Genomic DNA, 23,503 nt, shown 5'->3' with positions numbered 1-23,503 from the left:
CTTTAGGACCGAAGGGGTCTGCCACTCGGGCTTGGATCCAGCGACGCGATCCATGCCCGGGCTTCGTCGACGGACTGGAAGACCCGGTAGGGCGCGGCAACGATGCCCAGAGCCATGAAGTCGTGTATCGCGGCGGTGATGTCCGGCCTGTTTGACACCGCGGTGATCAATATCCTTGAGTTGGTGAAGAGGGGGCCGATGTGCATGGCCGCGATCTCCATCGTGGCACTGGTCGTGACCTCATATTCCTGCACGGCGGTGTAGTCAGTGATCGTGTAGCGCAGGTCATCGAAGCGCGGATCGCTGCAGATCTTGTCAAAGGACGCCCTTCTTTCGGCAATCGACACGTCGCCGAAGTACTGCCTCAAGACGCCGGAGTTTTCCCAGGTGAGTTTGTATGGCATCGAGTTCACGCCGTCGCGCGGGAATGGGAGGACTGCATCGCACAGTCGTGGGTGTGAAACATGATTCTGACGCCATCCATGCGGCACGGCACGCTCGCTCAGTTGCCGTTCAGGCAGCGTTGCGATGTGGCCGCACACGGCCTTCTGGTTAGCGCAAGCAGATCTAGGCCGCCAAGGCCGGCGTCGCGACGTGGCGGCCCCTTGGGCAGTGGAGGTCTGTTGATCCGCATCAAGCCGCGTGCGCGGCTGTTCTCGGAAGATGAGGCTGTACTGCTGCCCGGCGAAGAGCCGCTTCGCGAATGTTCAAACGCCATCTCTGCTTCTTCCTCGCGTGGGCTGCGGCGCTGGTCAGCGCCGCGACGCCGGCTCCCGCGGTTGACGCAGCCCGGATCACAGCGACCGGACCGCACACCACGGGCCTGGCAGCCGCCTATCGGCGCGGCGCTGCCTGGGCCGTCGGGGTCTATCTGTTCGTGCCCGGCGAGGAAGAGCCGCGCGTGGGCGCCGGGTTCCTGCTCGACGATCAAGGTGCCATCGCCACCGTCGCGCACCTGTTCGGCAAAGATCAGCAGATCCTTGTCGCGCTGCCGGACAAGCGGCTGCTCGCCGCAACGCTGGAGGGGCTGGACGAGGTGGCCGACGTTGCCTTGCTGCGCGTGAAGCCGCCACCGAAGGGGCGCCCGGCGTTCGCGCACGCGCCAAGCGTGCATGTTGGCGATTGGGTGCTGGCTGTCGGCGAACCCTTCGGCCTGGAGCGCTCGGCTTCGGTCGGCATCGTCAGCGGCAAGGACCGGCATTTCGGTGACGACGGCGAACTGATGTTCATCCAGAGCGACGTGTCGCTGAACCCCGGCAATTCCGGCGGACCGTTGCTGGACGCGACAGGAGCCATTGTCGGCATGAATGCGCGAACGATCGTCGGCCCGCCCGGTACACCGGGCGCGAGCCTGGCCATCCCCATCGACATCGTGCTGCAACTGGTGGGGGAATTGCGCAAAGAAGCCACCGGGCCCAGGCGACCGCGGCTGGGGGCGATGTTCGACGACGTCTCACCGGCGGCAGCCTGGGCGGCTGGCCGCGGCGACGTGAGCGGCGCGTTGATCCTCTCCGTCCCGCACGGCACCCTGGCCGACCGCATGCAACTGCGTGCCGGCGACGTCGTGACCATGATGAATGGTCACCCGATCACCAGCGGTGCGGACTTCGTCAACTCGCTGCTCGCCTGGCGCAGCGCGCCCCACACGCAACTGATCGTCCGCCGCGCCGGCCACGAGCTGGTGCTGCAGCTCGAATGAACCTTGCGGCCCTGCTCGTCATGGCCACGGTGGCGTTGCTGGGCGCCGCCTGCTGCGCATGGATGCGCCGGCAACTGCGGCACGTCCGCTTGACGGCCCTGGTGTTCGACCACTCCGATCAAGGCATCATCGTGACCGACGCCCGCGCCAATGTGATCGCCGTCAATCGTGCGTACTGCAACATGACCGGCTATACCGAGGCTGAGCTGATGGGCCGCAACCCGCGCGTGCAGCAAAGCGGGCGGCATGACCAGGCCTTCTATCGCGAACTGTGGCGGGCGTTGAACGACACGGGCCAGTGGCAAGGCGAGATCTGGAACCGGCGCAAGAGCGGAGAGGCCTACCCCGTCTGGCAGAACATCAGCGTCATCCGCAACCGGCGCGGTCGTATTGTTCAGTTCGTCGCCATCGCATCCGACATCACGCCTGTCAAGGCGGTGCAGGAGCGGCTCGACCACCTTGCCCACCATGACGCGCTCACCGACCTGCCCAACCGCCTGTTCTTCGTGTCCTTTCTGGAGCGGGCCTTGCTCCACGCCGATCGCAATCACCGCGGCGTCGCCTTGCTCTTCGTCGACCTGGACCACTTCAAGACGATCAACGACACGCTGGGCCATGCCGCTGGCGACCAGCTTTTGATCGACGTGGCGCAGCGGCTGCGCAAGGCCGTCCGTTCGGAGGACTTGGTCGCGCGTCTCGGCGGAGACGAGTTCGTCGTGCTGCTGGAGCGTCTGCGCGACCGCAGCGAGGCGGCCGGCGTGGCCCGCAAGATGCTGGCAGAGGTTTGCGCGCCGTTGCAGATCTCGGGCCAGACGATCTCGCCGCAGGCCAGCGTGGGCATCGCGATCTACCCCGGCGACGGCCTCTCGGCGGCCGACCTGCTGCAAGCCGCGGATGGCGCCATGTACGAGGCCAAGCGCCGTGGGAGGCACACCTTCGCCTTCCGCTCACCGTCGCCGGAGTGATTCAACCCGAGGCTTCAGGCGACAGCTCGAAGGGGCGCACCACGTCCGACAGTTCGGTTGCCGCCTCCATTGCCGCTGCCAGCGCCAGCAGCCTGGGCGCGTAGCTGCCGTCTTCGACCTCGTGCGTCCTGAAGGTCGTGCTCATGAGGGGTGCCGTGTCGAGGATGGTGCCTATCTCCGCGGGAGCGTTTTGCCCACCCTTGCCGCCCATGACACTGATCACCGCCACCTGGGGCAGCCAGTCGCGGAATCCGACCACGAAGCTGCGCATGGGGCTGGCGAGCCGGCACAGCCAGATCGGTGCCACAAGCACCACCAGATCGAACTCGTCCGGGTGCGGACCTGTGTAGGTGATCGACGGCTTGAGCCGCAGCAGCGAATCGATGGCGCAGCGCAACGTGACCAGCCTCTTGCGTGGCCGTCTCTCGTGGATCTGCCCGGACGCCCAATTGCGGGATCGGCACAGCAGCTCCGTCAGACGCGTGCCTGTCCCAGTGAATGAGTAGGTGATGACGAGGATCTTGCTCATCCTTGCGAGCGTAGGCATTTGCCGCACCGGCGATTTGATGCAGCTCAATTGCTGCGTTATGTGCTGGCCGCGCACGGTGGCCGTGCAAGCTCGGCCGACAACGTCGACGCCGAGGTTGCGGTCATGGTGAGAAGCGACCTCCACGCCGCGTCGCGCGGCCGCAGCGCATCGTCGGCTACGTGGTCCGGCAGATCCCGCCCGTGGCTTAGCGCCAAACCACGACGACGCTATCGTCTGGCGGGCGCTTGAGCTATGACGAGCGCTCCTGCGCAGCCTGGCAGGACGCGCATCGCCGCACCGACGGCCGCGCCGTGAGACGCGCCAGCGCAATGGCCTCGCCACAGCGGGCGCAGTCGCCATAGGTGCCCGTGGCCAGGCGGTCCAGCGCGTCATCGACGTCCTGCAACTCCTGCAAGTCTCGGGTGGCCTGGAAATCCTCCGTCTGCTGGCGCTGCATGAGCTCGGCGTCATCCTTGAGGTCTCGGACTTCCGGGCTATCCATCTGCGCTGCTTGACGCGCCATCTGCGCAGCATGCACCTCGGTTCGCAGCTCGGTCTGGCGGCACAGCAGCAACTGGCGCAGCGCGGGCAGGTCGGTTTGAGTCTGAAGTTCCATCTGTTTGGTCCTCTGCTGCATCTGATGACACGCCGGTCCGGCGATGAGCCATGCTAGGCAGCGCGCCAGCGATCGAGTTGCGCTGGATCAAGCTGACTGGTGGGAGTCGGGTGCAGCGATCGCCACCCGGCTGGATTGACCCGCATCAAAGAGCGGACCGAGCAACCCGCCTAGATTGCCGCTTCGCACCGGCGCTGGCCGGCTGCTTCGCAAACGGGACGCCAGGATGCCGATGGATACGATGGAGCGCAGGCAGCGTGGGGGCAGGCATGACGCCTGAGCTCGCGGGCCGCTTCTTCGTCGCGCTTCTGATCGGCATCTTGGTTGGCATCGAGAGGGAGAAGAAGCACTCGACGGGCTCCGCTCGCAGCTTCGGTGGCATCCGCACGCATGCCTTGCTGGCCTTGTCCGGTGCGGCCTCGGCGTGGCTCGGGCAGGAGCTGCAGTTGCAGTGGCTCTTCGTTGTGGTGCTCGCATCCGTCATTGCCATGGCGATTGCCAGCCGTTTCCTTTCGCGCCGCGATGGCGAGAACGCCGGATCCGGCATGACCAGCGAGATCGCGGGCATGGCCGTCGTGCTGCTTGGCGGCATGGCGGCGACCAGCAGCCAGCCGCTGGCCGTGGCCTTGGCGGTCACGCTGTCGGCGGTGCTCGCCTTCAAGCAGCCGCTGCACGCACTGGTGGAGCGGGTGGGCATCGACGACATCCTGGCGGGCATCAAGCTACTGATCGCCTCAGTCATCGTGTTGCCTCTCGTGCCAAACGAAACCGTGGACCCATGGCGGGTCCTCAACCCCTACCTGCTGTGGCTTATGGTGGTGCTGATCTCCGCGCTCTCGCTGGCCGGCTACATCGGCATGCGTTGGCTGGGGCCGGCGCGCGGCGCCGCGATCACGGGTCTTGCAGGCGGGTTGGTGTCGTCCACCGCCACCACGCTGAACTTTGCGCGCGACAGCCGCAAGCTTGGCCCGGCCGCCAATGGCAGTGCCATCACCGCCGGCATCCTGTGCGCCTGGCTGGTGATGGTCCTGCGCGTGGCGACGCTAGTCGCCATCCTCAACCGGCCGTTGCTGGCCGAGCTCTGGCTGCCGCTGTTGATGATGAGCCTGATCACCGGCGCCCTGGCGCTGCGGCATTACCTCGCCGGCGCTGTCACCGACAGCGCCGGCACGCAAGCCAGCGCACCGCTGAAGAACCCGTTCAGCCTCAGCGCGGCAATCCGCTTCGGTGCCGTCTTTGCGGTCGTGCTGGTCGTCGTGAAGCTGGCTCAGCAGCAATTCCCAGGCGGAGGTCTGATCGCGATCTCGGCGCTCGCCGGCGCTGCTGACGTTGACGCCATCGTGCTGTCGCTCAGCGGTCAGCAGGACGCCACCTCGACGATCGCCTGGACCGCGTGGGCCCTCCTTGCGGCGCTCTTCGCCAACACGGTGGTGAAGGTGGCCATGGTGATGCTGGTCGCTCGCGGAACCGTGCGTCGTGACGTGTGCGTGGCGAGCGCCGCGATAGGCCTCATCGGCGCGGTCGCGGCGTGGGCCTGGGTCTGAAGTTGGCCGTTGTCTGCCTGCGCTGTGGCGTTGCCGCCTCGCCATCGGCACGAAGGTTTGATGCAGCACAAAGTGCAGCTTCACGTGCCTCGCTCCCCGGAGCAGGGTTGTGTTGCCTCAAGGCGCACAGCGCCCGCAGTTTGTTCAATGACCCCATCGGGATTCGTCCCATCACCCGGAGTCATTGATGAACCCTTCGAAAAGCCTGCGCCTCGCCGTCATTGCCGTGGCAAGCCTCACCATCCTGCCAGCCTTCGCGGACGAGGGGGCGTTGCTCGTTCGCGTGCGCGCCCTGCATCTGCAGTCGGCCAACAAGGACAGCACGGGCCTGGGCCTGTCGATCAACGACAAGACTTTCCCCGAGCTCGACATCAGCTACTTCCTGGCGCCCCAGCTTGCAGCCGAGCTGGTGCTGACCTACCCACAGAAGCAGACGCTGTACTCGAATGGCAGTGAGATCGGCTCGCTCAAGCATCTTCCGCCGACGCTGACGCTGCAATATCACTTCAACCCGAGCGGTACCGTGCGGCCCTATGTCGGCGCGGGCGTGAACTACACGAACTTCTCCAGCGTCAGATTCACACCTGCCGTGCAAGCCGCGTTGCATCCTGGCATCAAGCACAGCAGCTGGGGTGCCGCCTGGCAGATCGGTGCTGACGTCGAGGTCGCAAAGGGGCTCTACCTGAACTTCGACCTCAAGAAGCTGAGCCTGGGCACGACGGTGTATTCGAGCGGTGCTTCGGCTGGGAAGTTCAAGGTCAACCCGACGCTGGGCAGCGTTGGCCTTGGCTGGCGCTTCATGTAGCCAGCGGCGCGGGGATGACGCCCCGCGAAGGGCAAGCCCCTGAGTCGCGCGACGAACGCTGAGCTTCGGCGACCGCTTCGGAACTGCCCTTCAATTTCTATCAAGCGCGCAGGGCCGCCAGCTCCTGCCGCAGTGCGGCGTTCTCGGCCTCGAGTGCCGCGACGCGCTGGCGCAGCGCTTCCATCGTGTCCTCCGCCCCAGCCGCTTCGACCGGTGGGGCTGCATCGCCCGTCGCGGCACTGGCATCCGGTGCCAGGTCGGCCGCGGGCGGCTTGCGCTTGGCCTCGCGCACGCGCTTGGCGGCCTGCTTGAGCTCTGCAGCACCGGCGGCTGCGGCGGCGGCCTGTTCCTCGGCTGGCAAGGTGGCGACGGCGGCGGCTGCATTGATCGAGATCGCGCCGGCCTTCACCGCGGCGACCAGCTCTGGTGCGCCCTGCCGCTGAATCTTCTCGATCAGCACCACTTGGTTGCTGCTCAGCCGCGCCGCCTTGGCCAGCGCCTCGCGTGTTTCCAGCGCCTCCTGGGCGGATGCCGCGGCTGCTTCCATCGCGACGGGCTCCGCCATGGTCGGCGCCTGCGGGTCTGCCGCAGCCGCCGTGCGCACGCGCCGCTCTGCCACGATCTCGCGCTTGCGCAGCGCGAGCACGCCGCGCTGGAAGTCCGAGATGCTGCGTCGGCCCAGGTGCTGGTCGATCATCCACAGGTGCACGTCCTCGATGGACTTGAAGCGCGAGTTCTGCACCGTCTGGAACGCCAGCCCGTGCTTGCTGCAGATGCCGTGGCGGTTGTGCCCGTCCACCAGCACGTTGCCCCACAGCACCAGCGCGTCGCGGCAGCCTTCGGCCAGGATGCTGCGCTCCAGGGCCTCGTACTCCTCCGGCGTCAATGGGTCGATGTAAGCCTTGAGTTCTTCGTTGACGACGATATCCATGGAGCCGGGTGCAAGCGTGCGGGCAAAGGGGCGGCATTTTAGAGAGTGCTGCCAGGCTGATCGGGATTCAGCAACGCATGCGTGCGGCTGAGCGCCGAGGAAACAGCGCGCAACTTGTCGCAGTGCCGGGTTAGCGGGCGGCCGCTCGCAGGCCGCCTTGGAAGCATCGCGACACAACCCATGGCGCCAAGCCAACACGCGTCGTGCAGACTGTCCCGATGACCCTGCACATCGATGACACCCAGACGACGTTGACATCCGCACAGAACCTCACCGGCTGGCGCCGTGAGTTCTGCGTCGAACTGCTTGGCGAGGGCCAGGCACGGATCTTCCTGCGCGCGCTGGAGGCGCCCTCGCTGAAGGCCACGGAACTCCATCGCGGCGTGCTGTTCCACCGGGTGGGCTCCGCATTCGCCGATCTGGGCGGCTGTGTCGCGGCGGCGCGCGATGCACTGGAACATCTCGCGCGCACGGCCGTCAGGCAGCAGCCCAGCAAGGACAACCTGTTCGCGGCGGTCACCTACGACCGTGGCGCCTGGGACCGAGTCGTCAACGCCGTCGAGCAGTGGCAACGCCGGCCGCCTGCGGCGCCAGGCCGATGACTCGCTGAAGGGCAGGGTGCGGCTGACGTCCTGATCGTTCGGGAAGCGCTGGAAGGGACGTGGAATACTGTATATATTTACAGCATGTCGCCCGTTCATCCCCGCATCGCCGCAGCCCAGCCGGCCCTTGTACCGCTGGACTCCATCAAGGGCCGCGGCACCGCGACGGCCATGCCGCATCGCTTTGAAGTGCAGCAGCGCGAGCAATACGACGACGGCTGGGGGGCGCTGGACCAGGACGCCGCCGAGGAACATCTGCCGCCGGCCACGCAGGTCATCGAGGAGCAGGCGAAGTCCATCATCTCCAGCAACCAGTCGCCGGACATCTCCTTCGACTACTCCATCAATCCCTACCGCGGCTGCGAGCACGGCTGCGTCTACTGCTTCGCGCGGCCCACGCACAGCTACCTGAACCTGTCGCCGGGGCTGGACTTCGAGACGCGCATCGTCGCCAAGGTCAACGCGGCCGAGCGGCTGCGCGAGGCCTTGGCCTCGCCGCGCTACGAGCCGCGTTCGCTGGTGCTGGGCACGGCCACCGATGCCTACCAGCCCATCGAGCGCAAGCTGGGCATCACGCGCCGCATCGTCGAGGTGCTGGCCGAGACCCAGCATCCGTTCTCGGTCGTCACCAAGTCCAGCGGCATCGAGCGCGAGCTGGACTTGATCGCGCCGATGGCCGCGCAGGGGCTGGTGTCCGTCTACCTGTCCATCACGACGCTGGACAACGACCTGGCGCGCATCCTGGAACCGCGTGCGGCCGCACCGGCGCGGCGGCTGCGCACCATCCAGGCGCTGGCTTCAGCCGGCGTGCCGGTGGGCGTCAGCGTGTCGCCCATCATTCCCTTCATCAACGAGCCCGAGCTGGAGCGCATCCTCGAAGCCGCCGCGGCGGCCGGCGCCAGCAGCGCCTTCAGCATCCCGGTGCGCCTGCCCTGGGAGGTGAACCCGCTGTTCCAGGACTGGCTGCAGCGCCACTTCCCGGACCGCGCCGAGCGCGTGATGGCGCGCATCCGCGAGATGCGCGGCGGCAAGGACAACGACGCGCGCTTCGGCACGCGCTTCACCGGCGAGGGCATCTGGGCCGACCTGCTGCGCGCGCGGCTGCGGCGGGCGGTGGCCAAGCTGGGGCTGCGCACGGAGCGTCGGCCGGTGCAGCTCGCGCTGTTCCAACGACCAAGGAAGCCGTCGGCGCAGGGCGATCTCTTCTAGGACGCGCTGAACCAGCGCGTCTTCAGCGCCTGCAGCCGGCCAGCAAGTCCCACTCGGGCTTGTAGACATCGGCGCGCGCGCCGACCCAGCCCATGGCCGTGTGGAACAGGTTGTCGTGGGACGCCGGTTTGTCGCGCAGGCCGTTCAGGCAGCCCGGCTTGAGCGTCGCGGCCAGGCCGCCACCGTCGGGCACCCACAGCACCATGGGCACATGGGTTTGCTCATTGGGCGCCATGGCGTAGGGCATGCCGTGCAGGTACAGGCCGTTCTCGCCCAGCGACTCGCCGTGGTCGGACACGTAGAGCATGCCGGCGTCGAAGCGCGTGGCCTGCGTCTGCAGCCACGCAATGCTGCGCGCCAGCAGGCGGTCGGTCGTCACGAGCGTGTTGTCATAGCTGTTGACGACCTGCTCGCGCGGGCATTGCTGCAAGGCGTTGCTCTGGCACTCGGGCTGGAAGGGCTTCAGGTCGGGTGGCGAGCGCTTGAAGTAGGCCGGCCCGTGGCTGCCCATCTGGTGCATGACGAGCACCAGCCCGCGCTTGACGCGTTCCGGGTCCAGCGCGGCCACGCGCTGGTCCAGCGCGTGCAGCAGCGACTCATCGAAACATTCCTCGCCGTCGCACAGGCCCGCCGGCAACGGCGCCGCGCCGTCGGGCAGCTTGGCCGTGGGGCTGTTGGGCACGCGGTCGCACAAGCCCTTGCAGCCGCTCTGGTTGTCCAGCCACAGCACGGCCAGGCCGGCGCGCTGCAGCACGTCCAGCAGGTTCTCCTGCGTGCCCTTCACGTCGCCGAAGGCCGTGCGGCCCAGCGGCGAGAACATGCAGGGCAGCGACGCCGCCGTGCTGGTGCCGCAGGACGTGACCTGGCGCAGGCTCAGCACCGGCAGCTTGGCGAGCTCGGGGTTGGTGGGCCGTTCATAGCCGTTGAGGCTGAAGTTCATCGCCCGGGCCGTCTCGCCGACGACCAACAGCAGCAGCGGCGGCTTGGCCCCTTCGGCGCGCGGCAGCAGGCGGGCATCCGCGCCGATGATGGCCGGCGGGCCGCTGGGGGCGGCCTGGCTGCGCAAGGCCGCGGCGCTGACCGAGTAGACCGCGTTCAGCGGCGTGACCATGTAGCGCAGCGTCTTGTAGTTGCGCATCGTCGACGACAGCGTGGCAAACACGGACAGCGCCAGCAGCACCATCGCGACCAGGCCCAGCGCGAAGCCGGCCAGGTTGCCGCCCAGCCGCTTCGCGACGGCCTGACGCGGCGCCGCGGGCCGGCGCAGCAGCCACCAGGCGGGCAGGGCGCCCAGCAGCGCCATGCTCAGCAGCAGCCGCCAGCTCAGCAGGTCGCGTGTCTCGCGCACGTCGGTCTGCACCATGTTCACGACCATGGTCGGGTCGAAGACGATGCCGTAGCTGCCGATGAAATGGGCCAGCGCGCCGGCGGCCAGCAGCAGCACGACGAGAAGCACCTTGATGACGCGCGGCCAGGCCAGCAGGCTCAACAGCGCACCGGTGGCCGCCGTGACCATGCCGGCAAAGGCGAGCGTGAAGATGACGCCGCGCGCACCGGTGATGTCGGGCAGCGCGTGCAGCTGCTGCCACAGCGGCCAGTTGGCCAGCAGGCCCATCCACAGGGCAGCCAGCCAGGCCTGGGTCAGGGGCCGCGAGGTGTCGGGCTGGAACCAGGCCAGCAGGCGCTTGAGCAGGGACATGGGCAAGAGTCGGAAGAGGGCAGCGGCGCGCATTCTCGCGGCTGGCCGCGCACGCGGGATGACAGGGGGCTGGTGTGTCAGCCCGCCGACTGCAAGCTCAGGCCGACGCCGCGGCGGCGGTGCGCAGCGCGACGCCGCCGGCCGCGCGCGCCTTGCTGGGCGCGCCGGTCATGGGCTTCACATAGCGGCCGTGCAGCGCGTCGATCTGCTCGGCCAGCCCTTCGGCGCCCTCGATCTTCTCGGCATGGCGCTTCAGCACCAGGCCGGCCATGTCGATGAGCTTGGCGTTGCGCGTGGTCTCGCCTTGCTGGATCAGCAGTTCCACGGCGGTCTTGGCGGTGCCGCGCATCGAATGCCGCATGGCCGTCTCGGCGACGTTGAAGATCTGGTGATGGCAGTCGCGGAACTGCTCGGCCGCGGCCTGGTGGCCTTCGGTCATCGCGACCAGGATCTCGGTGCTGGCCTTGGCCGTGCAGTGGCGCATGCCCAGCTCGCGCAGGATGGGCATCATTTCTTCCAGCTCCACCTCCTGGCTGGACAGGCGTATCCACAGTGCCGTCAGCAGCGACGCGGCCTCGAGGTCGAAGTTGCCGCTCTGCGAGTGCTCGGTGAACTCGCGGGCGACGACCAGCGCCTGGCCCACGCGGCGCTCCAGCAGGAAGGCCAGGCCGCGGAACACCAGGTCGAAGCGCTGCAGGCGTATCGAGCCCGGCGCGCGTTCCATCGCCGTGACCACCGCGTCATGCGCGTACTTGAAGCCCTTGTAGTCCTTGCTGTCGAAGCGCATCAGCCCGATCAGCACCAGGCTCAGCATGTCGAAGAGCTTGGAGCGCAGGCCTTGCGACATCGCGCGTTCCAGCATCTTCAGCGCCTCAGCGCGCTGGCCGGCGTAAAAGCCCAGCGAGCCGCAGCGCTGCAGCCGCAGCAGGCAGCCCGGCGTCAGCGTCGCGGCGGTCTGGTAGGTCTTGAGCGCCTCGGCCAGTTCGCCCTGTTCCATCTGTACATGGCCCATCAGGTCGTGCGAGTCGGCGTAGTCCGGCAGCTCGCCGATCAGGTTCTCCAGCGTGCGGCGGGCCTTCTGCAGGTTGCCGCTGGCCACCTCGGTGCGCGCCACGCCCAGCCGTGCCCAGGGCACGGTCTTGGCCGCGATGATGGCTTCGTACAGGATCTTGGCGTCGTCGAAGCGCTTCAGCCGCAGCAGCAGTTCCGCGCCGATGCGGGCGGCGTACAGCCAGTACTTTTCCTTGGCCTCGAAGCGCGCCATGCACAGGTTGGCGGCGGTTTCGAAGTCCTGGTTCTCGATGGCCTCGAAGATGTCCTTCAGCATGCGCTTGCGCTGGCGCGCGCTGGCCAGGCGCTCGGCCAGGTTGGCGCTGGTGTAGGGCTTGATGAGGTAGGCGTCCAGCGCCGCCTCGGCGGCCTCGGCCACCTTGGCATAGGTGGCCTCGCTGGTCACCATGACGAAGACCGTGGAGTAAGGCAGCAGGCCTTCGCGGCGCAGCTCGTCCAGCAGGTCCTGGCCCGACGTGTCGCTGGCGTCGAAGTGGTAGTCGCACAGCACGATGTCGAAGGTCTGGTGCTCCAGCATCACGCGCGCGTCCTTCACGCGCGGCGTCTGGCGCACCGTGCCCACGCCCAGGTCGCGCAACTGCGCGGACATCAGGCTGCGGGAGTTGGCGTTGCTGTCGATGATCAGCGCCGACGCGCCCTGGATGGTCTGATCCATCAGGAACATGCGGCCTCCCTCCCCGGCGTGCGGCCGTGGACTGTGAGCGGGAGACGTGGATCGGCAATCACTTATGAGTCATCGGTGTGACAGTCGGCGCACTTTAGGGTTTATGAGTCAAGCGGAGTGAGCTGGTTTACTCGCGTTTTTCTGGCCTGCCGTGACTTAAGACGCGTGCATTGCGGGCATGAAAAAGCCGCGGGGCCCTGTCGGGCGCCGCGGCTTCGGGTAGCGGGGGCGGGCCTACTTGAACAAGTCCTTGACCCGGTCCGTCCAGCTCTTAGCATTCGGCGAATGGCGCTCGCCGCCCTTCTTCAGCGACTCGTCCAGCTCCTTGAGCAGCTTCTTCTGGTGCTCGGTCAGCTTGACGGGCGTCTCGATGGCGATGTGGCAGTACAGGTCACCGGGATAGCTGGAGCGCACGCCCTTGATGCCCTTGCCGCGCAGGCGGAAGGTCTTGCCGTGCTGCGTGCCCTCGGGCAGCTCGATCTCGGCCTTGCCGCCCAGCGTCGGCACCTCGATGTTGCCGCCCAGCGTGGCGGTGACCATGGAGACCGGCATCGTGCAATGCAGGTCGTCGCCGTCGCGCTCGAACAGGTCGTGCTGCTTGATGCGGATCTCGATGTAGAGGTCGCCGCTCGGGCCGCCGTTCACGCCGGGCTCGCCGTTGCCCGCCGAGCGGATGCGCATGCCCTCGTTGATGCCGGCGGGGATCTTGACCTCCAGCGTCTTCTGCTTCTTGACCTTGCCCTGGCCGTTGCAGGTGGTGCAGGGGTCGGGAATGATCTTGCCGCTGCCGTGGCAGTGCGGGCAGGTCTGCTGGATGCTGAAGAAGCCCTGGCGCATGTGCACCGTGCCGGAGCCGCCACATGACCCGCAGGTCTTGGCCGACGTGCCGGGCTTGGCGCCGGAGCCGCCGCAGGTCTCGCAGCCTTCCCAGCTGGGGATGCGGATCTGCGTTTCCTTGCCGCGCGCGGCTTCCTCGAGCGTGATCTCCATCGCGTAGCTGAGGTCGCTGCCGCGGTAAACCTGCTGGCCGCCACCGCCGCCACGACGCTGGCCGCCCTGGCCACCAAAGATGTCGCCAAAGATGTCGCCGAAGGCTTCGGCAAAGCCACCAAAGCCTTCCGCCCCGGGGCCGCCGCGGCCGGCGCCCATGTTGGGGTCCACGCCGGCATGGCCGTACTGGTCGTAGGCCGCGCGCTTCTGCGCGTCGGACAGCATCTCGTAGGCTTCCTTGCCCTCCTTGAAGCTCTCCTCGGCCTTCTTCGCACCCTCGCCCTGGTTGCGGTCAGGGTGGTGCTTCATGGCCAGCTTGCGGTAGGCCTTCTTGATGTCCTCTTCCGTCGCGTTCTTCGCGACGCCGAGGACTTCGTAGTAATCGCGCTTGGACGCCATGCTCTTCGCTCTTCTTTCAAGGGCAAAGGCCCGGCGGCGCTTCGCAGCACCGCCGGGCCGGGATCATCGAGGGCTTACTTGCCGTCCTTGACTTCCTTGAACTCGGCATCCACGACGTTGTCGTCGGCCGGGCGCTTGGCTTCGCCTTGCGGCGCGGCCTGGGGCTGCTCGGCAGCACCGGCCGCGGCTGCAGCGGCGGCTTGCGCACCCTGCTGGTCGGCGTAGATCTTCTCGCCCAGCTTTTGGCTGGCCGTCATCAGCGTCTCGGTCTTGGCCTCGATGGCGGCCTGGTCGTCGCCCTTGATGGCTTCTTCCAGATCCTTCGCCGCGGCCTCGATCGCGTCCTTCTCGGCCTGGTCGAGCTTGTCGCCATGCTCGGTGACCGACTTGCGCACGCTGTGCACCAGGCCGTCGGCCTGGTTGCGGGCCTGCACCAGCTCGACCTTCTTCTTGTCCTCGGCCGCGTTGGCTTCGGCGTCCTTCACCATCTTCTCGATCTCGGCTTCGGAGAGGCCCGAGTTCGCCTTGATGGTGATCTTGTTTTCCTTGCCGGTGCCCTTGTCCTTGGCGCCCACGTGCAGGATGCCGTTGGCGTCGATGTCGAAGCTGACCTCGATCTGCGGCACGCCGCGCGGGGCCGGCGGGATGCCTTCGAGGTTGAACTCGCCCAGCGACTTGTTGGCCTGGGCCAGCTCACGCTCGCCCTGGTAGACCTTGATGGTCACGGCCGGCTGGTTGTCGTCGGCGGTGGAGAAGGTCTGCGCAAACTTGGTCGGGATGGTCGTGTTCTTCTTGATCATCTTCGTCATCACGCCGCCCAGGGTCTCGATGCCCAGGGAGAGCGGGGTGACGTCCAGCAGCAGCACGTCCTTGCGCTCGCCGCCCAGGACCTGGCCCTGGATGGCGGCGCCGACGGCCACGGCCTCGTCGGGGTTCACGTCACGGCGCGGCTCCTTGCCGAAGAACTCCTTGACCTTGTCCTGCACCTTGGGCATGCGGGTCATGCCGCCGACCAGGATCACGTCGTCGATGTCGGCCAGCGCGACGCCGGCGTCCTTCACCGCGGTGCGGCAGGGGGCGATGGTGCGCTCGATCAGTTCATCGACCAGCGACTCCAGCTTGGCGCGGGTCAGCTTGACGTTCAGGTGCTTCGGGCCGGTCGCGTCTGCCGTGATGTAGGGCAGGTTGACGTCGGTCTGCGATGAGTTGGACAGCTCGATCTTGGCCTTCTCGGCGGCTTCCTTCAGGCGCTGCAGGGCCAACACGTCCTTGGTCAGGTCGACGCCCTGGTCCTTTTTGAACTCGGCAATGATGTAGTCGATGATGCGCTGGTCGAAGTCTTCGCCGCCCAGGAAGGTGTCGCCGTTGGTCGACAGCACTTCGAACTGCATCTCGCCGTCGACGTCGGCGATCTCGATGATGGACACGTCGAAGGTGCCGCCACCCAGGTCATAGACGGCGATCTTGCGGTCGCCCTTGCCGTGCTTGTCCAGGCCGAAGGCCAGCGCTGCGGCGGTGGGCTCGTTGATGATGCGCTTGACGTCCAGGCCGGCGATGCGGCCGGCGTCCTTGGTCGCCTGACGCTGGGCGTCATTGAAGTAGGCCGGCACCGTGATGACGGCTTCGGTCACTTCCTCGCCGAGGTAGTCCTCGGCGGTCTTCTTCATCTTGCGCAGCACCTCGGCGCTGACCTGGGGCGGCGCGAACTTCTTGCCGCGCACTTCCACCCAGGCGTCGCCGTTGTCGGCGGCGGCGATGGTGTAGGGCATCAGGTCGATGTCCTTCTGCACTTCCTTCTCGGAGAACTTGCGGCCGATCAGGCGCTTGACGGCGTACAGCGTGTTCTTCGGGTTGGTCACCGACTGACGCTTGGCGGAGGCGCCGACGAGGATCTCGCCGTCTTCCTGGTAGGCAATGATGGACGGCGTGGTGCGGGCGCCTTCGGCGTTCTCGATGACGCGCGTGGTGTTGCCTTCCATGACGGCCACGCACGAGTTCGTGGTGCCCAAGTCAATGCCGATGATCTTTCCCATGAGGTGCTCCTGAGGATTTGGTGATGTATTCGAGTTGTGGATAACTGGCGCTGTTTCAAGGGCACAGCGCCCTGTGTATTACTTGGGCGCGGAAACCGTCACGAGTGCCGGGCGCAGCACCCGGTCGGCGATCAGGAAGCCCTTCTGCAGCACGGCGACCACGGTGTTCGGCTCCTGGGCGGCCGGCACGACCGAGATGGCCTGGTGCTGGTGCGGGTCGAACTTGGTGCCGGCGCTCGGGTTGATCTCGACAACCTTGTTGCGCTCCAGCGCGCTGGCCAGTTGGCGGCGCGTGGCGTGCACGCCTTCCAGCACCGTCTCGACCTTGGCGTCGGGCGTGGCGATGGCCGCCTCCATGCTGTCCATGACGGGCAGCATGGCTTCGGCGAAGGCTTCGACGGCGAACTTGCGGGCCTTGGCGACGTCCTCATCCGCGCGGCGGCGGATGTTCTCGACCTCGGCCTTGGCGCGCAGATAGGCGTCGCTCATCTCGGCCAGGCGGCCTTCGAGTTCGGCAATCTTGATCTCGGGGTTGAGTTCGGCGGCCGTGGGCTCACCGGCGGTGGCGTTGGTCGCGTCTTCGGGCAGGGGGGTGTCGGGCTTCATGGCAGCAAAAAGCGGAATCGCGTCCACTTGGGGAGCGATGCCCTGGTTTCAAGAGGGGGATTGAATTCGGATTATCCGGGTCAACCCGGAGGGTCGGGTTCGTCGGCATCGTCCAGCGACACCGACCAGCGGTCCCAGTCCGCCAACCGGCGCCGGTCCTGCTTGGTCGGGCGGCCTTGTTGGATGGTGTCGGCGGGCTCAGGCGCCAGCCGGCGCGCCTCGGCGGCGGCCTCGCGGGCGGTGATGCTGGCGGGGGTTTCGGCGTAGAGCGCCTGCGCCTGCGGCGCCGGCCCCCGCTGGTTGGACAAGCCCTTGACCTCGACCTCGCGGGCCAGCGTGCCGATGCGAATGCTGAGCAGGTCGCCCACCTTGACGTCCCGCGCCGGCTTGACCGGCTGGCCGCCCACGCGCACGCGGCCCAGGTTGATCTCGTCCACCGCCAGAGCCCGGGTCTTGTAGAAGCGCGCGGCCCACAGCCATTTGTCCAGCCGCATGCTGGTCGGCGCCTCGCTCACTCGCGGGCTCCGGCGGCCTTGGCGCGTTCGCGCTGCACGGCCAGGGTGTCGGGGTGAGGGGCGGCTGTCGGCCAGCCTTGCAGATGGCGCTCGGCCAGCCCGGTCAGCGCCTGCATGCCGGCCGGATGGTCGTTCAGGCAGGGGATGTACGCAAACCGCTGGCCGCCAGCCGCCAGGAAGGCGGCGCGGGCCTCCTGGTCGATCTCTTCCAGTGTCTCCAGGCAGTCCGACGAAAAGCCGGGGCAGATGAGGTCCACGGACTTCACACCGCCCTTGGCCAGTTTGACAAGGCTGGGCTCGGTGTAGGGCTGCAGCCACTTGGCCTTGCCGAAGCGGCTCTGGAAGGTCACCTGCCACTCGCCGTCCTTCAACCCCAGCGCCTCGGCCAGCAGGCGGCCCGTCTTCAGGCATTCGCAGTGGTAGGGATCGCCCAGATGCAGCGTGCGCTCGGGCATGCCGTGAAAGCTCATGACCAGCTTGTCGCCGCGGCCCTCGCGCTGCCAGTGCTCGCGCACGGTCTGCGCCAGCGCGGCGATATAGCCGGCGTCGTCGTGGTAGCGGTTGATGAAGCGCAGCTCGGGCACGTGGCGGGTCTGCAGCGCCCAGCGCGCCACGTCGTCGATGACGCTGGCCGTCGTCGCGCCGGAGTACTGCGGGTAGGCCGGCAGCACCAGCACGCGGCGCACGCCTTCGCGCTTGAGCGCGTCCAGCGTCGCGGCAATGGCCGGCTGGCCGTAGCGCATCGCATAGGCCACGCGCACGCGCAGGCCTCGTTCGCCAAGCATGCCCTGCAGCAGCTTGGCCTGCTTCTGCGTCCAGACTTTCAGCGGCGAGCCGTCGGCCGTCCAGACGGTGGCGTACTTTGCCGCGGACTTGGCGGGCCGCACGCGCAGGATGACACCGTGCAGGATCAGCAGCCACAGCAGCTTCGGGATCTCGACGACGCGCGGGTCGGCCAGGAACTGGGCCAGGTAGCGCCGCAGCGCCGGCGCAGTCGGTGCGTCTGGCGTGCCGAGGTTGCACAGCAGCACGGCCACGTCGGTGGCGAGCGGACCAGCAGGCGCGGCGCCGTGGCGCTGCGGCGGTTCAGGCAGGAAGGGCATGTGAAGGAGAGGGGATCAGCGCCTTGAGCGCGGGCCGCCGAACGGTTGCGGCTCGGTATCGGCGAAATGCAGCACTTCGAACCGGACGATGGGCGACTGCTCATCCGTCGGCAGGCCACCCAGGCCGATGATGCCGCTGCCATGCAGCGTGCAGCTGCCTCGCTTGAGGCTGAGCAACTCACCCGAGTCGCCGAAGCGGACGTAGGTGCCGTTGTACGAGAGGTCGGTCAGCTCGAAGCTGCTGCCCTGCCAGTCGATGCGGGCATGCGAGCGCGACACGCGGGCGTCGGTGATGCAGTAGGTGGCCTGCACGCTGCGGCCCAGCACGATGGGCATGGCGCCGATGTCGAAGACGCGGTCCAGGTCCTGCCAGACCAGGCGCATGCCGTCCGGCTCGACAGAGCGCATCGGTTCGCCGAACTGGGTCGCGGTGTCATCGGCGCTGACCAGCGGCGCCGCGTCCAGCCGGTAGACATGCACGGGCTCGATGCGGCCGCGCACCGAGATGCGGTCCAGGCTGCGAAAGCGGCCCTTGGAGGCGTGGTGCAGGCCGGCCAGCACCTCGGCCGTGACGAGGATCTCGCCGTCGCCGGCATGGTCGATGAGGCGGGCCGCGACGTTGACTGCGTCGCCGAAGCAGTCGCCGTTCAGCTCCACGACTTCGCCGCGCGCGAGCGCCACCTGCAGGCGCAGCGCCAGCAGGGCGGGGTTGTTCTGGCGGCGGGCGCGCTGCACCGTCTTCTCGAGCAGCTCCTGCATGCGCTGGGCCGCGCGCACGCCCTCGCGCGGCATGTCGAAGGCGGCCATCAGGCCATCGCCCAAGGTCTTGATCAGCTGGCCACCGCTTTCCAGCACGGCACCGCTGATCTGGCCCACGGTCTGCGTGACCATGGCGCTCGCCTCGGCATTGCCCAGGGATTCGTACAGCCCGGTGCTGCCGCGCAGGTCGGCGAATAGGACGGTGCGTTCGCGGATCGCGCTCATGTTTTCAGTGTACCGGCGTAGAAAAGGCCGGCAGAGCCGGCCTTTCATCACGGAAAGCCGCGATTTACAGGTTGTCCAGGTACGTGCGGAGTTTGTCCGACCGGCTCGGGTGCTTGAGCTTGCGGATCGCCTTGGCCTCGATCTGGCGGATGCGCTCACGCGTGACGTCGAACTGCTTGCCGACTTCTTCCAGCGTGTGGTCGCTCTGCATCTCGATGCCGAAGCGCATGCGCAGCACCTTGGCTTCGCGCGGCGTCAGCGAGTCGAGGATGTCCTTCACCACGTCGCGCAAGCCGGCCTGCATGGCCGCTTCGATAGGCGCCGTGTTGTTGGTGTCCTCGATGAAGTCGCCCAGATGGCTGTCGTCGTCGTCGCCGATCGGCGTCTCCATGGAGATCGGCTCCTTGGCGATCTTCATGATCTTGCGGATCTTGTCTTCCGGAATCTCCATCTTCTCGGCCAGCGTCGGGGCGTCCGGCTCGTAGCCGAACTCCTGCAAGTGCTGGCGCGAGATGCGGTTCATCTTGTTGATCGTCTCGATCATGTGAACCGGGATGCGGATGGTGCGGGCTTGGTCGGCGATGGAGCGCGTGATGGCCTGGCGGATCCACCACGTCGCGTACGTCGAGAACTTGTAGCCGCGGCGGTATTCGAACTTGTCCACCGCCTTCATCAGGCCGATGTTGCCTTCCTGGATCAGGTCCAGGAACTGCAGGCCGCGGTTGGTGTACTTCTTGGCGATGGAGATCACGAGGCGCAGATTGGCCTCGATCATTTCCTTCTTCGCATCACGAGAGGCCTTCTCGCCCTCGTTCATCTTCTTGTTGATGTCCTTCAGGTCGTCCAGCGGCACGACGGCCTTGGCCTGGATGTCCGTCAGCTTCTGCTGCAGTTCCTGCACCGGCGGCAGGTTGCGCGCCAGGATGACGCTGTAGGGCTTGCCCAGCGCCACTTCCTTCTCGGCCCACTTCAGGTTCAGCGCATTGGGCGGGAAGGTCTTGATGAAGTGCTCTTGCGGCATGCCGCACTTGTCCACCACGATCTTGCGCAGTTCGCGCTCGTAGCGGCGCACGTCGTCCACCTGGCTGCGCAGGATGTCGCACAGCTTCTCGATGGTCTTGACCGTGAAGCGGATGGTCATCAGCTCGGCGCTGATGGCCTGCTGAGCCTTGTTGTACGAGATCGATTTGTAGCCGTCCTTCTCGAAGGCCTTGCGCATCTTGTCGAAGGCGGCGGACATCGAGTCCAGCTTCACCAGCGCGGCGTTCTTCAGCTCTTCGAGCTTCTTGGTCAGCGCCTTGGAGCCGCCGTTGCCGTCGTCGTCGTCTTCCTCGTCGAATTCGTCGAAGTCTTCCTCGGCCACGTAGTCGTCGGCCTCGTCCTCGGCCACGAAGCCGTCGACGACGTCGGAGATCTGCATCTCGCCGGCGCGGATCTTGGTCGCGAACTCGAGGATGTGGGCGATGGTCGTCGGCGACGCCGAGATCGCCAGCATCATGGCCTGCAGACCGCCTTCGATGCGCTTGGCGATTTCGATTTCGCCTTCACGGGTCAGCAGTTCGACCGTGCCCATCTCGCGCATGTACATGCGCACCGGGTCGGTCGTGCGGCCGAACTCGGAGTCCACCGTCGACAGCGCGGCTTCCGCAGCTTCTTCGGCTTCCTCTTCGGTCGACGTGGCCGTCGTGTTGCCCTGGATCAGCAGCGTGGCCGCATCAGGCGCCTGCTCGTAGACGGCGATGCCCATGTCGTTGAGCATCGACACGATGGCCTCGAGGATTTCCTCGCTGACCAGCTTTTCGGGCAAGTGGTCGTTGATTTCCTGGTGCGTCAGGAAACCCCGCGTCTTGCCCATCTTGATGAGGGTCTTCAGCTCCGTGCGGCGCTTGAGGGCTTCCTCTTCGGTCAGCGCGGTCTCTTCCAGGCCGAACTCGCGCATCAGCGCCCGCTCCTTGGCGCGGCTGACCTTCATGCGCAGCGGCTTGGCCTTGGGCGTGTCCTCCGCCACGGCGGTGACTTCCTCGACCTCGGCTTCCACCTCGCCCTCGAGCTCGGCGTCGACATCGGACAAGTCAATGTCTTCCTCGACGTCCTTCTTGCCACCGGCCTTCTTGGACTCGGTTTCCGCCTTGGGCTTGCGACCGCGCTTGGGCTTGTCGTCGTCGGTTGCGGCCGCGGCTTTGGCGGCCGGCTTGGCGGCGGCCTTGGTGGCTGCGGTCTTGGCAGCGGGCTTCTTCTTCAGCTCTTCGGCGGGAGCGGGGCTGGCCTTGGTCGCGGTCTTCTTGGCGGTCATGCAGGTCCTTCGGCGGGTGGCGCGGGCGTTCTAGATTCAGTTTCGGAAATGCAGCAGCCACCGCGGCCTGCCCGGGCTCAGCGTCAAACCGGCGGGGCAGGTGGCGGTGGCTTTCGTCGCCGGGTGTCAGTCGAAGATCGGCCGAGGGACCCAGGCGTGCCGCGAACAAGCTGGCGTGATCGTTTGGAGTGCAGAGGTGGCGGATGAGTTGGCCATTAAAACCCCTTGGTAAACCTTTGGGTTGCCCAGTGTCGCTGGGTGGCCGGGGACCGGCATCTCTCTGCCGTCACTCTTGTTGACGCGCGCGGAAAACAGGAGATTATCCTCGATTGGCGCGGAGATTGCAAAACCTAGTCGAAACCGCGCCCTCAGCCCGGCGGCACGCCATGCCGTTCGCGCAGCCGGGCCAGGGCTTCCAGCGCCCGCCGGCGCTCGTCGTCGGAGGCGGTGGCACCCACGGGAAGCGCCGCAGGCGCCCGCGACCGCAATTCGGCCACCGCGCTGGTCAGATCGCCGGCGGGGTCGGATTCCTCGATGCCTAGCTCCTGAAAGGAGCGCGCCAGCCGCTGCGCCTTGTCGGCCAGGCCGTCAGCGGCCAGGCCGGCCTGGACCACGGCCCAAGGGCTGGCACCGTGGTGGGTCAGGTGGCGTTCCAGCCAGTGGATCAGTTCGCCGTGCGCACCTGGCAGGTCATGCAGCAGCGCGCGGTCCTCGTCGCCCAGGGTCTCCCAGAGCTCGCTGTGCTGCAGCAGCAGGCGGGTGGCATGGTCGGCAGCCGTGGCCGGCGTGGCGCGCGGGCCGGCAGGGCGGGGCTCGGCGTCGCGGTCCTTGCGCGATTTCCAGTCGCCCTTGGGCTTCCATTCCCCTTTGGGCTGCCAGCGCGGCTTCTCGCTGAGCGCCGCGGGTGCCGGCGCGGCAGCGGCCGACGCGGCGGCGGGCTCGCCCAGCCACAATGACTGCAGTTCTGCCTCGGGCATCTGACCCTGGCGGGCGATTTCGCCCAGCAACTGGCGACGCAGCAGGCTGTCCGGCAGCAGTGCCCACAGGGGCCTTGCCTGGTTGAGCATGCGGGCGCGGCCCTCGGGCGTGCCGAGGTCGCAGCCGTCGGCGGCGACGGTGACCAGTTGGCGCGACAGCGGCACGGCCGTCTCGATGCAGCGTTCGAAGGCCTCGGCACCCAGTTCGCGCACGTAGGAGTCGGGGTCGTGCTCGGTGGGCAGGAACAGGAACTTGACGCTGCGCGTCTCGTTCGCGTGCGGCAGCGCGGCCTCCAGCGCGCGCACGGCGGCACGCCGGCCGGCGGCGTCGCCGTCGAAGCTGAAGACGACCGACTCCGTGAAGCGAAACAGCTTGTGCACGTGCTCGGCCGTGCAGGCCGTGCCCAGCGTCGCGACCGCATTGGCGATGCCGTGCTGGGCTAGCGCGACAACGTCCATGTAGCCCTCGACGACCAGCGCATGACCGCGCTGGCGCATGGCCTGCCGGCCCTCGTACAGGCCGTACAGCTCGCGGCCCTTGCTGAACACCGGTGTTTCCGGCGAGTTCAGGTATTTGGGCTCGCCCTTGTCCAGCACGCGGCCGCCGAAGCCGATGACCTCGCCCTGCACGTTGCGGATGGGGAACATGATGCGGTCGCGGAAGCGGTCGTAGCGCTTGGCGTCCTCACCCGGCTCCACATCGGGCGTGATGACCAGGCCCGACTCGACCAGTTGCGGGTCGTCGTAGGACGGGAAACCGCTGGCCAGCGAACGCCAGCCCTCGGGCGAGTAACCCAGGCCGAAGCGGGCAGCGATCTGGCCGGTCAGGCCGCGACCTTTCAGATAGCTCACGGCGCGCGGCGACTTGCGCAACTGGGCCTTGTAGAAATCCGCAGCGCGGGCCAGCACGTCGGTCAGGCTGTGCTGCTTCTCCTTTTCGGCCTTGGCGCGCTCGCGCTGTTCGGGGCTGCGCTCGTCCTGCGGCACCTGCATGCCGACCTGCTGGGCCAGGTCTTCCACGGCCTCCACGAAGGTCGCGGCGGTGTTTTCCATCAGGAAGCCGATCGCATTGCCGTGCACGCCGCAGCCGAAGCAGTGATAGGTCTGGCGGCTCGGGCTGACGATGAAGCTGGGCGACTTTTCGCCGTGGAAGGGGCACAGGCCCTTGTGGTTGATGCCGGCCTTTTTCAGTTCGACATGGCGGCCCACCACCTCGACGACGTCGACGCGGGCGAGCAGGTCCTGGATAAAGCCGGGTGGAATCACCCG

General features: G+C 67.3%; 20 protein-coding genes. 6 read left to right on the top strand and 14 right to left on the bottom strand.

What is annotated here, in order from left to right; all coding sequences use genetic code 11:
• Nucleotides 1-2: 2 nt before the first annotated feature.
• The gene (locus tag AC1D29_RS01695) at nucleotides 3-404 is read right to left on the bottom strand and encodes a hypothetical protein (protein WP_477894123.1); all 402 of its coding nucleotides are present in this window, start codon (nucleotides 402-404) and stop codon (nucleotides 3-5) included.
• A 299-nt stretch (nucleotides 405-703) separates the two neighbouring features.
• Here AC1D29_RS01695 and AC1D29_RS01690 point away from each other — a divergent pair, with 299 nt between their 5' ends.
• Nucleotides 704-1,699 carry a S1C family serine protease gene (locus AC1D29_RS01690; RefSeq protein ID WP_477894121.1) on the top strand — a complete coding sequence of 332 codons (996 nt, stop codon included), beginning with the start codon at nucleotides 704-706 and terminating at the stop codon, nucleotides 1,697-1,699.
• 20 nt (nucleotides 1,700-1,719) lie between these two features.
• Nucleotides 1,720-2,664 carry a diguanylate cyclase domain-containing protein gene (locus AC1D29_RS01685; protein ID WP_477894119.1) on the top strand — a complete coding sequence of 315 codons (945 nt, stop codon included), beginning with the start codon at nucleotides 1,720-1,722 and terminating at the stop codon, nucleotides 2,662-2,664.
• 1 nt (nucleotide 2,665) lies between these two features.
• Here the strand turns inward: AC1D29_RS01685 and AC1D29_RS01680 are convergent, their stop codons facing one another.
• Together AC1D29_RS01680 and AC1D29_RS01675 are read right to left on the bottom strand one after the other, a co-directional pair.
• Nucleotides 2,666-3,193, bottom strand: a complete 528-nt coding sequence (locus AC1D29_RS01680; RefSeq protein ID WP_477894117.1) for a flavodoxin — start codon at nucleotides 3,191-3,193, stop codon at nucleotides 2,666-2,668.
• Between the two features lie 250 nt (nucleotides 3,194-3,443).
• The gene (locus AC1D29_RS01675; protein WP_477894115.1) at nucleotides 3,444-3,809 is read right to left on the bottom strand and encodes a TraR/DksA family transcriptional regulator; all 366 of its coding nucleotides are present in this window, start codon (nucleotides 3,807-3,809) and stop codon (nucleotides 3,444-3,446) included.
• Nucleotides 3,810-4,078: 269 nt separating this feature from the next.
• Here AC1D29_RS01675 and AC1D29_RS01670 point away from each other — a divergent pair, with 269 nt between their 5' ends.
• Together AC1D29_RS01670 and AC1D29_RS01665 are read left to right on the top strand one after the other, a co-directional pair.
• The gene (locus AC1D29_RS01670) at nucleotides 4,079-5,353 is read left to right on the top strand and encodes an MgtC/SapB family protein (protein WP_477894113.1); all 1,275 of its coding nucleotides are present in this window, start codon (nucleotides 4,079-4,081) and stop codon (nucleotides 5,351-5,353) included.
• 187 nt (nucleotides 5,354-5,540) lie between these two features.
• Nucleotides 5,541-6,158 carry an OmpW/AlkL family protein gene (locus tag AC1D29_RS01665; protein ID WP_477894111.1) on the top strand — a complete coding sequence of 206 codons (618 nt, stop codon included), beginning with the start codon at nucleotides 5,541-5,543 and terminating at the stop codon, nucleotides 6,156-6,158.
• A gap of 100 nt (nucleotides 6,159-6,258) precedes the next feature.
• Here the strand turns inward: AC1D29_RS01665 and AC1D29_RS01660 are convergent, their stop codons facing one another.
• Nucleotides 6,259-7,089, bottom strand: a complete 831-nt coding sequence (locus AC1D29_RS01660; protein ID WP_477894109.1) for a ParB N-terminal domain-containing protein — start codon at nucleotides 7,087-7,089, stop codon at nucleotides 6,259-6,261.
• A gap of 218 nt (nucleotides 7,090-7,307) precedes the next feature.
• On the opposite strand from AC1D29_RS01660, the gene AC1D29_RS01655 reads away from it, so the two are divergent.
• Both AC1D29_RS01655 and AC1D29_RS01650 read left to right on the top strand, forming a co-directional pair.
• A complete protein-coding gene (locus AC1D29_RS01655; protein WP_477894107.1) occupies nucleotides 7,308-7,691 on the top strand; it encodes a hypothetical protein in 384 nt (127 codons plus the stop codon).
• A gap of 84 nt (nucleotides 7,692-7,775) precedes the next feature.
• Nucleotides 7,776-8,900, top strand: a complete 1,125-nt coding sequence (locus AC1D29_RS01650; RefSeq protein WP_477894105.1) for a PA0069 family radical SAM protein — start codon at nucleotides 7,776-7,778, stop codon at nucleotides 8,898-8,900.
• A 22-nt stretch (nucleotides 8,901-8,922) separates the two neighbouring features.
• Here AC1D29_RS01650 and AC1D29_RS01645 read toward each other — a convergent pair whose 3' ends face one another.
• The 10 genes from AC1D29_RS01645 to dnaG form a co-directional block, all read right to left on the bottom strand.
• Nucleotides 8,923-10,599: a phosphoethanolamine transferase gene (locus AC1D29_RS01645; protein WP_477894103.1), complete on the bottom strand. Its 1,677-nt coding sequence runs from the start codon at nucleotides 10,597-10,599 to the stop codon at nucleotides 8,923-8,925.
• A gap of 97 nt (nucleotides 10,600-10,696) precedes the next feature.
• The gene (locus AC1D29_RS01640; protein ID WP_477894101.1) at nucleotides 10,697-12,334 is read right to left on the bottom strand and encodes a response regulator; all 1,638 of its coding nucleotides are present in this window, start codon (nucleotides 12,332-12,334) and stop codon (nucleotides 10,697-10,699) included.
• 234 nt (nucleotides 12,335-12,568) lie between these two features.
• Entirely contained in the window at nucleotides 12,569-13,723 is a 1,155-nt protein-coding gene (gene dnaJ, locus AC1D29_RS01635; protein ID WP_477894099.1) for a molecular chaperone DnaJ, read from the bottom strand.
• A gap of 74 nt (nucleotides 13,724-13,797) precedes the next feature.
• Nucleotides 13,798-15,798, bottom strand: a complete 2,001-nt coding sequence (gene dnaK / locus AC1D29_RS01630; RefSeq protein WP_477894406.1) for a molecular chaperone DnaK — start codon at nucleotides 15,796-15,798, stop codon at nucleotides 13,798-13,800.
• A 36-nt stretch (nucleotides 15,799-15,834) separates the two neighbouring features.
• Complete coding sequence (gene grpE / locus AC1D29_RS01625) at nucleotides 15,835-16,362, bottom strand: nucleotide exchange factor GrpE (RefSeq protein ID WP_477894097.1); 528 nt, start codon at nucleotides 16,360-16,362, stop codon at nucleotides 15,835-15,837.
• A gap of 80 nt (nucleotides 16,363-16,442) precedes the next feature.
• The gene (locus AC1D29_RS01620; protein ID WP_477894405.1) at nucleotides 16,443-16,856 is read right to left on the bottom strand and encodes an RNA-binding S4 domain-containing protein; all 414 of its coding nucleotides are present in this window, start codon (nucleotides 16,854-16,856) and stop codon (nucleotides 16,443-16,445) included.
• A 17-nt stretch (nucleotides 16,857-16,873) separates the two neighbouring features.
• Entirely contained in the window at nucleotides 16,874-17,980 is a 1,107-nt protein-coding gene (gene hemH / locus AC1D29_RS01615; RefSeq protein ID WP_477894095.1) for a ferrochelatase, read from the bottom strand.
• Nucleotides 17,981-17,995: 15 nt separating this feature from the next.
• Nucleotides 17,996-18,964: an adenylate/guanylate cyclase domain-containing protein gene (locus AC1D29_RS01610; protein ID WP_477894093.1), complete on the bottom strand. Its 969-nt coding sequence runs from the start codon at nucleotides 18,962-18,964 to the stop codon at nucleotides 17,996-17,998.
• A gap of 64 nt (nucleotides 18,965-19,028) precedes the next feature.
• A complete protein-coding gene (rpoD, locus tag AC1D29_RS01605) occupies nucleotides 19,029-21,257 on the bottom strand; it encodes an RNA polymerase sigma factor RpoD (RefSeq protein WP_477894091.1) in 2,229 nt (742 codons plus the stop codon).
• Between the two features lie 368 nt (nucleotides 21,258-21,625).
• The gene (gene dnaG / locus AC1D29_RS01600) at nucleotides 21,626-23,500 is read right to left on the bottom strand and encodes a DNA primase (protein ID WP_477894089.1); all 1,875 of its coding nucleotides are present in this window, start codon (nucleotides 23,498-23,500) and stop codon (nucleotides 21,626-21,628) included.
• Nucleotides 23,501-23,503 lie beyond the last annotated feature (3 nt).

Source organism: Roseateles sp. P1_C6 (genome assembly GCF_056406315.1).
Note: the sequence above shows the minus strand (reverse complement) of the source record. Positions and strands in the feature narration are given on the sequence as shown.

Coding starts and splice junctions, on each gene's coding strand:
- AC1D29_RS01695 (WP_477894123.1), bottom strand. CDS start 404: ATGCCATACAAACTCACCTGGGAAAACTCCGGCGTCTTGAGGCAGTAC.
- hemH (WP_477894095.1), bottom strand. CDS start 17,980: ATGCCCTTCCTGCCTGAACCGCCGCAGCGCCACGGCGCCGCGCCTGCT.
- dnaJ (WP_477894099.1), bottom strand. CDS start 13,723: ATGGCGTCCAAGCGCGATTACTACGAAGTCCTCGGCGTCGCGAAGAAC.
- AC1D29_RS01650 (WP_477894105.1), top strand. CDS start 7,776: ATGTCGCCCGTTCATCCCCGCATCGCCGCAGCCCAGCCGGCCCTTGTA.
- AC1D29_RS01640 (WP_477894101.1), bottom strand. CDS start 12,334: ATGTTCCTGATGGATCAGACCATCCAGGGCGCGTCGGCGCTGATCATC.
- AC1D29_RS01690 (WP_477894121.1), top strand. CDS start 704: ATGTTCAAACGCCATCTCTGCTTCTTCCTCGCGTGGGCTGCGGCGCTG.
- grpE (WP_477894097.1), bottom strand. CDS start 16,362: ATGAAGCCCGACACCCCCCTGCCCGAAGACGCGACCAACGCCACCGCC.
- rpoD (WP_477894091.1), bottom strand. CDS start 21,257: ATGACCGCCAAGAAGACCGCGACCAAGGCCAGCCCCGCTCCCGCCGAA.
- AC1D29_RS01645 (WP_477894103.1), bottom strand. CDS start 10,599: ATGTCCCTGCTCAAGCGCCTGCTGGCCTGGTTCCAGCCCGACACCTCG.
- AC1D29_RS01665 (WP_477894111.1), top strand. CDS start 5,541: ATGAACCCTTCGAAAAGCCTGCGCCTCGCCGTCATTGCCGTGGCAAGC.
- AC1D29_RS01610 (WP_477894093.1), bottom strand. CDS start 18,964: ATGAGCGCGATCCGCGAACGCACCGTCCTATTCGCCGACCTGCGCGGC.
- AC1D29_RS01655 (WP_477894107.1), top strand. CDS start 7,308: ATGACCCTGCACATCGATGACACCCAGACGACGTTGACATCCGCACAG.
- AC1D29_RS01685 (WP_477894119.1), top strand. CDS start 1,720: ATGGCCACGGTGGCGTTGCTGGGCGCCGCCTGCTGCGCATGGATGCGC.
- AC1D29_RS01620 (WP_477894405.1), bottom strand. CDS start 16,856: ATGCGGCTGGACAAATGGCTGTGGGCCGCGCGCTTCTACAAGACCCGG.
- AC1D29_RS01680 (WP_477894117.1), bottom strand. CDS start 3,193: ATGAGCAAGATCCTCGTCATCACCTACTCATTCACTGGGACAGGCACG.
- AC1D29_RS01670 (WP_477894113.1), top strand. CDS start 4,079: ATGACGCCTGAGCTCGCGGGCCGCTTCTTCGTCGCGCTTCTGATCGGC.
- AC1D29_RS01660 (WP_477894109.1), bottom strand. CDS start 7,089: ATGGATATCGTCGTCAACGAAGAACTCAAGGCTTACATCGACCCATTG.
- AC1D29_RS01675 (WP_477894115.1), bottom strand. CDS start 3,809: ATGGAACTTCAGACTCAAACCGACCTGCCCGCGCTGCGCCAGTTGCTG.